Annotated in this window: 10 protein-coding genes; all 10 read left to right on the top strand. The window is 31.0% G+C overall.

Features of this window, described 5'->3' with window-relative positions; all coding sequences use genetic code 11:
• Window positions 1-53 precede the first annotated feature (53 nt).
• The 10 genes from GAN53_RS00400 (at window position 54) to GAN53_RS00355 (ending at window position 10,400) form a co-directional block, all read left to right on the top strand.
• Complete coding sequence (locus GAN53_RS00400; protein WP_151409080.1) at window positions 54-2,279, top strand: hypothetical protein; 2,226 nt, start codon at window positions 54-56, stop codon at window positions 2,277-2,279.
• An 8-nt stretch (window positions 2,280-2,287) separates the two neighbouring features.
• On the top strand, window positions 2,288-2,932 hold the full coding sequence (locus tag GAN53_RS00395; RefSeq protein WP_151409079.1) for an ABC transporter ATP-binding protein: 645 nt from the start codon (window positions 2,288-2,290) through the stop codon (window positions 2,930-2,932).
• Between the two features lie 130 nt (window positions 2,933-3,062).
• Window positions 3,063-3,512: a ribosome maturation factor RimP gene (gene rimP / locus GAN53_RS00390; RefSeq protein WP_151409078.1), complete on the top strand. Its 450-nt coding sequence runs from the start codon at window positions 3,063-3,065 to the stop codon at window positions 3,510-3,512.
• Window positions 3,513-3,521: 9 nt separating this feature from the next.
• Window positions 3,522-4,727: a transcription termination factor NusA gene (nusA, locus tag GAN53_RS00385; protein ID WP_151409077.1), complete on the top strand. Its 1,206-nt coding sequence runs from the start codon at window positions 3,522-3,524 to the stop codon at window positions 4,725-4,727.
• A complete protein-coding gene (rnpM, locus tag GAN53_RS00380; RefSeq protein WP_151409076.1) occupies window positions 4,728-4,994 on the top strand; it encodes an RNase P modulator RnpM in 267 nt (88 codons plus the stop codon).
• Between the two features lie 10 nt (window positions 4,995-5,004).
• On the top strand, window positions 5,005-7,260 hold the full coding sequence (gene infB / locus GAN53_RS00375; RefSeq protein WP_151409075.1) for a translation initiation factor IF-2: 2,256 nt from the start codon (window positions 5,005-5,007) through the stop codon (window positions 7,258-7,260).
• Window positions 7,260-7,643, top strand: coding sequence for a 30S ribosome-binding factor RbfA (gene rbfA, locus GAN53_RS00370; protein ID WP_099320335.1), 384 nt, complete (start codon window positions 7,260-7,262; stop codon window positions 7,641-7,643). Before infB ends, rbfA begins: the two co-directional genes overlap by 1 nt.
• Window positions 7,633-8,595 (top strand): DHH family phosphoesterase, encoded by a 963-nt coding sequence (locus GAN53_RS00365; RefSeq protein ID WP_151409074.1) that lies wholly within the window; start codon window positions 7,633-7,635, stop codon window positions 8,593-8,595. Before rbfA ends, GAN53_RS00365 begins: the two co-directional genes overlap by 11 nt.
• On the top strand, window positions 8,588-9,472 hold the full coding sequence (gene truB / locus GAN53_RS00360) for a tRNA pseudouridine(55) synthase TruB (RefSeq protein WP_151409073.1): 885 nt from the start codon (window positions 8,588-8,590) through the stop codon (window positions 9,470-9,472). The genes GAN53_RS00365 and truB overlap by 8 nt, the downstream gene beginning before the upstream one ends.
• Complete coding sequence (locus GAN53_RS00355; protein WP_151409072.1) at window positions 9,462-10,400, top strand: bifunctional riboflavin kinase/FAD synthetase; 939 nt, start codon at window positions 9,462-9,464, stop codon at window positions 10,398-10,400. The genes truB and GAN53_RS00355 overlap by 11 nt, the downstream gene beginning before the upstream one ends.
• Window positions 10,401-10,407: the final 7 nt, after the last annotated feature.

Genomic DNA, 10,407 nt, shown 5'->3' with positions numbered 1-10,407 from the left:
ATTGGTGTTATATTATACATATAACATATATAAATTAAAATTAGGAGCAAATTATGGAAAAAGATAAAAGAAAAGGTCTGATAATTACATTATTAATCATTCAATCTATAGTTTTTGCAATTTTGACAAGTTTTTATCTTGACTATAAATATAAAGAAAATTTTTCTAATATTGCCAAAGAATATAAGGAGATTTCTTTAAATAATATAGAATTTGATAAAAATAAGGCTGTTGGAGACTATTTGGAGCGATTTTTATCAGAAAAAAATGCTATTTTCTTAAAGCAAAAAGATGATTATGATTATGCGGGCAAAAAATTAGTGCACGTAACTTACATTAGCGGAGACTATGAAGGAAGAAAAGCTGATCTAAATTTATCGTTTTTGAACCAAAAATATGCAAGTGATCAAAGCTTTAAAAAATTAAAAGAAGAAGGTGGCACTATAGGATTGTTAAATAGCGATTATGCAATGATTGAGAAGACACCAAAATTTATTATGGGAGATTCTTACGGATTTGTAAATCTCATTGGAATGGGTAGAATACAAGGCTTTAATGGGAAATATAAAGCAATCGGCTTAGATGATGATGATGTCAAAGAATTTTACGAGAAAATTTCAGAAATTACTGGAAAATCTATAGATGATATCAAAAATCAAACAGGTGGCATGGCAGCAATGGGCGAGAATATTCCTTTTTCATTTTTGGCTATCTATCTTGTCGTAAGTCTTGTAATTTTGGCTATGTTAATAATTATTACAGTTTCTAAACTAGAAGACATGGGAGTTTATCTGCTTCAAGGCTGGTCAAAGAGCGAATACATAAAAAGCATTTATGGTCCGATAAATAAAATCGCCTACATTTTACCGATTTTATTTATTCCTTACGGATTTATATTGTGTATGGGGAGCTTTAAAACTTTAAAATACTATGGCATTTTCCTACTAGCAGGACTTTTAAATTTACTTATGTTTTTAATTTTTGAATTTTTGGTTTCTTTGATACTTAGGACAGTTAAACTAATTGCTGCCATGCATGGAAGAATTAGCAAAAAAGGGCTGCTTGCTTTTGGAATATTTTTGTATATTTTGGTAAATGTTTCAACAAGCTTCTTATCTTTAATGGGCATTGATAAATCAGTCTCAGAGCTATTTGACCAAATAGAAACGAAAAATAGCTGGGAAGAAGTTTCTGATTATTATGTAAATACAACGTTTTTTATTGGCAATGATTATATGAATCCTCAAAATGGAGAAACTCCAACTTTAGACAATGATTTTATAGATTTTTATAAATCAATTGCTGGCAAAGATGGAGTAAAAACTATTCACACTGAATTTTATAGGGGAGAAAATTATGAAATGTTTAAAAATGCGAATGTTTATAATTATCCACCAAATTTCTCCTTTGTAGAATTTAAGGCTGACAAAAATTATATAAGCGAAGATATGGGGATAGAAATTACAAATGAGATGACGGATTTTGCCAAAAATGGATATAGAGTGTATTTAATCCCAAAAACTTTTACAAAAGATCAAAAAGAACAATTAGAAAAATATTTTACCGAAGATGATATAAAGAAAAATCAAGAATTTGCTGACAAAGATTCCTATGACTTCCCTAAAATAAAAGGAGCAAAATTCTTTACTTATGAAAATGACAGAGAATATTTTGCCTTTCCAACTGATATTGAGGACGATAGATACGAGGATAAATTTCCACTAAAGACTAATGAAGCTGTTATTTCATTAATCACTCCAGAAAATATCCTTTATTTTGAGGCTAAGTCCTTGCTAGGAGGAGGCGAAACTAATTCGACAATTAAGCTAAATCAAAAAGCTTACGATAAGTATATAAATAAAGATTATTACAAAAAATTTAATTTAGACGATAATATGCCAGAATTTGTAAAGATTAAAGATCTTATTACTGGAATGATAAAAAGCCTTGCACAAAGTATTGGAACTTTCGTATTAATTGCCATGCTATTTTCTGCTATGTGCATATTGATTTTACTTACATTGATAAATCTTTATAGGGAAATTTATTTAGAAGAAGTAAATATCAAAAAATTCCTAGGCTATGACAACAAAAAAATCTATAAGCCACTTTGGCTGGTAATAATTATTGCAAGCTTGATAAATTTATCTATAGCCATAATAAGTCAATCTATTTTTGGCTTTATTCTAGCCCTAATAATTGGAGCTATGCAAATCATATTTATGACAAAACTAACAAAAAGAAATCAATTTAATCTATTAGTAGAATTTTTGAAATAGGAGCAAGTATGAAACATTTACAAATAAAAAATATATCAAAATCATTTGGCAAGAAAAAAATAATCGACAACTTATCTTTAGACCTAGAAAAAAACGAGATTCTTGCCATAGTTGGCAAAAGTGGTTCTGGCAAATCAACCTTATTAAATATGATTGGACTTTTAGAAGAATACGATAGCGGAGAAATTTTACTAAAAGGAAAACCACTTCCAAATATTAATAGCAAAGAAGCAACCCTTATAAGAAGAAATGAAATTAACTATGTATTTCAAACAAACGCTCTTGTTAGCTCAAAAAGTGTAAAAGATAATCTTTTAATTGCCATGGAATATGTTAAAAAATCCAAAGAAGAAAAAGATAAGGATATTAAAGAGATCTTAGAAAAACTAGAAATCTTAGATTTGTTAGATCAAAAAATTAATACCATATCCGGTGGAGAAGCCCAAAGGGTTGCCATAGCGAGATGCGTATTAAAGCCTGGAGATTTGATATTGGCAGATGAACCAACAGGATCCCTTGATCCAAAAATGAGCGATGAAGTCTTTAAATTACTTTTAAGTTTAAGAGATCTTTACGATAAAACCATAATAATTGTAAGCCACGATATGAAATTAGCAAATAATTGCGATAGGATAATCGACATTGACAAGTAAAATGAGGTTAAAATTCAAAAAGTTATTGAGATTTCAATTGAATTGTTAAAAAAAGACAAGTATAATAAATTTAGTTAAAAGAGTGGGAGATTTTCCGCTCTTTTATATTGTATTAGCAAGGGATGGTAAGATGGATTTAATTAACAAACTTAAAGAAAGCTTTGAAGAAGATATAAATACACTTGGATATGAACTTTGCGACATAGAATTTAAGGGTGGAAAAGATGGGAAAATCCTAACTTTTTATATCTATGATGAAGATGGAATAACTATTGAAGATTGTGAAAAAGTAAGTAATTTCATTGATGAGAAACTTGACGAGCTTGATTTAATCAAATCTAGCTACTATCTGGAGGTATCAAGTCAAGATTTGTCAAGACCACTAAAAACTGACAGAGATTTGATTAGAAATTACAAGGAATTACTGAGAGTTAAGCTAAAAAATGGGAATAGTTTTTTAGGACATATCGAAGAAATTAACGATGATGATTTACTTTTTAGCCTAGAAAAATCAAATGAAGAAAAAAAATCAGTGCCAAGAGAAGAAATTAAGCAAATAAACATTGAAATTGTTTTTTAAGGAGAATTGATGAATGAAGATTTCATGCTAGCCCTAGACGAGCTAGAGAAGGAAAAAAACATCGATAAAGAAATAATACTTGATGCCCTTGAAAAGGCTCTAGTTAAAAGTTATCAAAAAAACTACGACAACGCAGAAAATGTGGATGTAGTTATAGATAAAGAAACTGGAAATATAGAAGTATTTGCCCTAAAAGATGTTGTTGAGAACGTGGATAATAGAGTAAATGAGATTTCTTTAAAAGATGCTAAAGAAATTGATAAAAATTTAGAAATTGGAGATGTGGCAAGAATAAAAATTGCTCCTAAAAATTTCGGAAGAGTAGCAGCTCAAACTGCAAGAAATATAGTAATCCAAAAAATCAGAGATGCACAAAGAGATTCTGTCTATGGTGAATACGTGGATAGAGAAAATGAAATGATCACAGGAACAATCCAAAGAGAAGATAAATTCAATGTTTATGTAAATCTTGACAAAATTGAGGGAGTGGTTCCAGTAAAAGAACAAGTTGCAGGCGAAAAATATATAGCAAACGAAAGAATGAAATTTCTTATAAAAGATGTAAGAAGTTCCTCAAAAGAACCTCAAATAATTCTTTCACGTGCAAGTGAAAATCTAGTAACAAGACTTTTTGAACTTGAAGTTCCAGAAATTACAGATGGAATCATCGAAATATATTCCATAGCAAGAGAAGCTGGAAGCAGGACAAAAATAGCAGTATTTTCAAATGATGATGGCATAGACGCTGTTGGAGCTTGCATAGGATATAAAGGCATTCGTGTAAATTCTATTGTAGAAGAATTACAAAATGAAAAAATAGATATAATTAATTATGACAAGGACATCAAAAAATTCATTTCAAATGCCTTATCACCTGCGGATATAGTAGAAGTTTTGGTAAATGAAAACAAAAAACAATCCTTAGTAGTAGTAAACGAATATCAACTTTCCCTAGCTATAGGCAAGGAAGGTCAAAATGCAAGGCTCGCTGCAAGATTAACCGGTTGGAAAATAGACATAAAATCAAAAGAAGATTTTGATAAGATGAATAAAGATGAAATTGACCAACTACTAGGATTAGTAGAAAATTCTGATAGCAAAGATAAAGAAGAAATATTATCCGAAGAAGATGAATTTATATTAGAAAATAATGATGAAAATAGCTTGGGTAATGAGGAAGAAAACGAAGACCTTGATTTAGAGGAATTAGAATAAATGACAAAAACTAAAAAGATTCCACAAAGAAAATGTATTGCTTGTGGGAAGCTTTATGACAAAAAAGATCTCCTTAGAATAGTAAACAATAAGGAGCTTGGAATTGTAATAGATGAAACAGGAAAACTTAACGGTAGAGGAGCCTATATTTGCAAAGATAAGGCTTGTCTAGAAGATGTTAAGAAGAATAATAAGCTTAATCGAGTATTCAAACAAAAGATTGATGACAAACTTTATGAGGAGATAGAAGCTTATGAAATAAAGTAAGGGGTAGAATATGGCTAACAAAATGAGAGTGTACGAACTAGCAAAGAAACATGGTATGCCAGCAAAAGAAATGGTTAAATTTCTAAATGATGAGTTTGGACTTGATATCAAATCTCATATGTCAAGTGTAAGTGGCGAAAATTTAGAAATAATCAATGAATATTTCAAAGAAGAAAAAGAAGATAAAAATAAGAAAGATGACACAGCTAACAAAGATCTAGAAAAAGGCCATAAAAACGAGAAAAAAGCCAAAAAACCAAGTATGAAGAATAATAAAAAAATACAAGATTTTATAGACGATGTAGACGAATTAGATGATTACGACGATGAACTTGTCATAACCAAAGAAAAATTTACAAAGTCAAATAAAAACACCAAACAAAAAAAATCTGACCAAGCAAAAGGTTTTTTAAATGAGGACTTTAACAAGGTTAAGAAAAACAGGAAGAAAAAAACTAAGAAATCAAAAGGAACAAAAACTATAAATCAGTCAAATAACAACAAAGATAAAAATTCAAAAATAGAAATACCAGAAGTCATAAACGTAGGTCAATTTGCAGAAAAAATTGGTGAAAGCGCCAACGCCATAATTGGAAAACTAATTCAATTAGGAATAATGGCAGGATTAAATGATCCTATTGATTTTGAACAAGCTGAACTAGTAGCCATAGATTTTGGTAAAGAAATTAGCCTTGAGCAAGAATATTCAGCAGTTGAAGAGCAAGAGATAGATCTTGATTATGAAGATAAAGAAAGTGATCTTATAACAAGAGCACCAGTTGTTTCAGTAATGGGCCATGTTGACCATGGTAAAACATCAATACTTGATCGCATAAGAGATAGCCATGTCACAAGAGGTGAAGCTGGTGGAATAACCCAACATATAGGAGCTTATTGCGTAAATCTAGATGCAGGAGCTATAACATTTCTTGATACACCAGGCCATGAAGCCTTCACAGAAATGAGAATGAGAGGAGCTCAATCTACAGATATAGCTATTCTTGTAGTAGCAGCAGATGATGGAGTTATGCCTCAAACTGTCGAAGCAATAAACCATGCCAAAGCAGCAAATATTCCAATAGTTGTGGCAGTAAATAAATGCGATAAAGAAGAAGCTGATCCTAACAGAGTAAAACAAGAATTAATGGAATATGGATTAGTATCTGAAGATTGGGGCGGAGATACAATTACAGTAAATGTATCTGCTAAAACTGGTCAAGGCATTGATGAGCTATTAGAAATGGTCTTATTAGTAGCAGAAATGAAAGAGCTAAAGGCAAATCCTAATAGAAATGCAGTAGGACTAATAATTGAGGCTCAATTAGATAAGGCTCGTGGTCCAGTTGCAACAGTTCTAGTTCAAAAAGGAACTTTGCATGAAGGAGATTATGTTCTAACTGGATCATCTTCAGGAAGAATCCGTGCAATGTTTGACTCAAAAGGTGAACAAATCAAAGAAGCTGGTCCTTCAATCCCAGTTCAAATTTTAGGCTTATCCGATGTTGCAGAAGCTGGAGATAAATTATTTGCAGTTGAAGATGAAAAAATAGCTCGTTCTTATGCAGCAAAAGCTAGCGAACAAAAAAGAGAAGAAAGACTTATGGCAAAAGGCGCAAGCCTAGAAGAACTTTCTGGAGAAGCAACCGAAGGAAAACTTAAAGATCTAAATATAATAGTAAAAACAGATGTTAAAGGAACAGTTGATGCTGTAAGCCAATCATTAATCAAACTTTCAAACGATGAGGTCAAGGTAACAGTAGTAGCTGGAGCTGTAGGTGGAATTACAGAATCAGATGTATTATTAGCTCAAGCATCAAATGCTATAATTATAGGCTTTAACGTTCGTCCAACCCAAGGAGCAATGGAAAGAGCCAAAGATAATAACATTGAAATTAGAACCTATAGCGTAATATATGAAGCAATTGAAGATGTAGAAAAAGCTATCAAGGGAATGCTAGATCCAGAATTTAGCGAAGAAATTTTAGGTCGTGCTGAAGTTCGTGATACTTTCAAAGTTCCATCAGTAGGAACCATAGCAGGAGTTATGGTAACAAATGGAACAATTCCAAGAAGAGCAAAAATCAGACTACTTAGAGATAATGTAGTGATATTTGATGGCGATATTTCATCAATGAAAAGATTTAAAGATGACGCCAAAGAATTAGCTTCAGGCTATGAGGGCGGAATTGGACTAAATAGATTTAATGATATCAAAGTAGGAGATGAAATGGAAGCCTACGAGATAGTTGAAAAAGAGAGAATATAATGAAAAAAATTAGAACTGAAAGAATAGGAGCTGAAGTTCAAAAAGAATTATCCAAAATAATTCGTGATGACTTAAATGATCCAAGACTTTCTGACATAGCAAGTATTTCAGTAACAGAAGTTAATGTTACAAACGACCTATCCTATGCAGATTGTTATATATCAGTCCTTGGAGATAAGGATAAAAAAGATGATGTAATGGATGCCATAAACCAAGCCAAAGGTTACATCAAGATGCTAATAGGAGATCGTATGAGACTTAGATCAATGCCAGAATTTCGTTTTAAACTTGATAAATCCATAGAATATGGTGCATACATGGATAAACTAATAGCAGAAACAATCGAAAAAGACGAAAGGTCTCATAGAGAAGATGAAAATTAATAATGAAAAATTATTAAAATTAAAAGAATTAATCGATCAGGCAGAAACAATAGCTATAGCTTCTCACGTAAATCCTGATGGAGATAATATAGGCTCATCATTGGCATTTGCAAGATCTCTAAGAAATTATGGCAAAAAATGTGATGTCATTGGCCATGATGAGATAGACAATTATCTTAAATTTTTGCCTGATCTTAAATACTATTCAAAGGATTATAAAGATTCTTATGATTTATTTTTGATTTTGGATTGCTCAGAGATAAATAGGATAGGAAAGGCTGTTTCCATAGCAGAAAATTCTAAAAAAACAGCAGTTATTGACCACCACGTTGGAGGGAAAATCCAATCTGATCTAAACATAATAGTTGATGATTCACCAGCTACTTGCGAGCTAGTCTATGAAATAATTGATAGATTAGATTTTCCATTAGATGAAATAACAGCTACCTTATTATTTGCTGGCATAGTTACAGATACTGGAAGATTTATGTATGCCGATGTAAGTGAAAATACCTTCAATATTGCAGGCAAACTTTCAACAAAAGGTGCTGATATGCAATTTGTTTACAAAAATCTTTACCAATCAAAGCCAATAAATGTGATGAAATTTGAAAATGAAATGATTTCAAATGCTGAATTTTTTGACGATAAAGTTTTTTCCCTAGCTAGCATAGACCTTGTAGAAAAACACAAGGTTCAAATGGGAGATGCAGAAAATGTGGTAAATACTCTTCGTGATCTAGAAGGAATTGAAATATCAATGCTTTTGAAAGAATATGGAGAAAATGAATATAAAATCTCACTACGCTCAAAAGATGTAGATGTTTCTAAAACAGCTCGTGAAAACGGAGGCGGTGGTCACATTAGAGCAAGTGGATTTTCAATATTTGAAGAAAATTTAGAAAAAGCTAAGCAAAAAGCCTTGGAAATATTAAAAAATATAGATGATTAGTGGAATTTTAAATATAAATAAAGAAAAAGGAATATCATCAAATAAGTGTGTAAGTTTAGTAAAAAAAGCCCTCGATACAAAAAAAGTAGGACATACTGGCACACTTGATTTGGAAGCTAGTGGAGTTTTGCCAATTGTCATAGGCAAGGCCACAAGAGTTTCCGATTTTCTGATGGATGAGAAAAAAGAATACATCACTGAAGCAATTTTTGGCAAAAAAACTGATACTTTAGATTATTCCGGCAAAATTATTAATAAATCTCAAGTGGTTTTTGATAAAAATACCTTGCTAGAAAAAATGCAGGAATTCAAAGGGCAAATAAGGCAAATTCCTCCCATGTATTCGGCCATAAAAATAAATGGCGAAAAAATGTACGATTTGGCAAGAAAAGGCATAGAAGTTGAAAGAAAAGAAAGAATCGTTACAATTTACGATTTTATGCTAGAGGATTTTTCCTTTCCTCAAGCGACTTTTAAAATAACTTGCTCAAAGGGAACCTACATTAGAACCTTAATCGATGATTTGGGAGAAAGCCTTGGTTCTTTTGCCTATGTAAATAGCCTAATTCGCAGCAAAGTTGGGGATTTTTATATAGAAAATTCCATAAAATCAGAAGATTTGCTAAATATTGACAAAGAAGAAATAATTAAAAAAATAAAGCCAGTAGACTTTGCCCTAAAAGCTTACAAAGAAATAATTTTGGATAAAGCTTACCTCAGACAAGCGACAAATGGAATGACCATGAAGATTGATAAAATTTATTCTGACGATTTATTAAGAGTCTATGTTGAAGATGAATTTATTGGTCTTGGTAAAAATTTTAAGAGTAATAATCAGTATTTTCTAAAAATGGAGAAAGTATTTTATGAGAAATAATATAAAAGTAATTGACCTTGATAAGGGACTAACTGATGTAAACCCCAAAGTAGTATCACTTGGAAATTTTGATGGAATCCACAAGGGCCATCAAAAACTTATGAAAAAAAACATTGAAATTTCAAAAAAATATAAGCTAAATTCATCAGTTTTGCTATTTAAAGAAAATACTAGAAAAACCTTAAAAGATCAAGATGAATATCTTACAAGCCTTGATGATAAAATTGAAATCTTATCTAATATGGGCATCGATAATTTTTGCATAATCGAATTTAACGATATATTTAGGTCTCTTTCACCAAGAGAATTTGTAGAAGAAATTCTTTACAAAAAGCTTAATACCAAGGTTGTTGTAGTAGGCGATGACTATCATTTTGGCAAAAACGCCAAGGGCAATGTCGATACCTTAAAATCTTATGAAGATACATTTGATATCAAAACAGAAGTCATAGAATTTGCTTATGATAATGGCACAAAAATTTCATCAAGATCCATAAGAGAATTTATAAAAGCTGGAAATATCGAAAAAGCAAATAGCTATCTGGCAAGGCATTACCAAATTAGAGGCAGTGTAATTTATGGCCACCAAAGAGGTAGAAATATGAATTTTCCAACAGCTAATTTGAAATTATCCTATAATTACCTAATTCCTATTGATGGAGTTTACCTAACACAGGCAAATGTTAGAGGCAAAAAATACTTTGCATTGACAAATATTGGAACAAACCCTACTTTTGAAAACAAGGAAAGAAAAATAGAAACATATATATTGGATTTTAATGAAAATATCTATGGCGAAAATATTTCAATTGAGTTTTTGGAATTTTTCAGAGGAGATTTTAAATTTAATAGCGTAGATGAATTAATAAATCAAATGAATAAAGATAAAAAGATGGCCTATGAACGTATAAAAAATAAGTATTTGTAAACTTTAC

The sequence above is a fragment of the Anaerococcus sp. Marseille-P9784 genome, from assembly GCF_902500265.1.
GTDB lineage: Bacteria > Bacillota > Clostridia > Tissierellales > Peptoniphilaceae > Anaerococcus.
This window is presented reverse-complemented; position numbering and strand designations above follow the sequence as displayed.